Genomic DNA, 502 nt, shown 5'->3' on the forward strand with positions numbered 1-502 from the left:
TGGTGACCGCCGGCGCCGCCGAGGCGTTCTTCCTCCTCGCCCGGGCCGCTGCTGGCGGCGCCCGGTCGTCGTGCACCCGCAGTTCACCGAGCCGGACGTCGCGCTGCGCGCCGCCGGACACCGGGTCGCGCACGTGCTGTGCCGCGCCGAGGACGACTTCGCGCTCGACCCGGCCCTCGTGCCCGACGACGCCGACCTGGTCGTGGTGGGCAACCCGACCAACCCCACCGGACGCCTGCACCCCGCCGCGACGCTGCGCGCGCTGTGCCGTCCCGGACGCGTCGTCGTGGTCGACGAGGCGTTCATGGACCACGTCCCGGGCGAGCGCCAGACGCTCACCGCGCACCGGCTGCCCGGACTCATCGTCGTCCGCAGCCTGACGAAGACGTGGTCGATGCCCGGCGTCCGGGCCGGCTACGTCGTCGGCGACCCGGCCGTGGTCGCGACCTGCGCGAGCAGCAGCCCCCCGTGGTCGGTGAGCACCCCGGCGCTCCACGCCGTC

General features: G+C 76.3%; 1 pseudogene. It reads left to right on the plus strand.

The features are described from left to right. Window positions 1-502 (plus strand): annotated as a pseudogene (locus tag AC2W7G_RS18450) (aminotransferase class I/II-fold pyridoxal phosphate-dependent enzyme); the annotation flags it as partial.

Source organism: Aeromicrobium sp. PFPM2_SD2, from assembly GCF_057364525.1.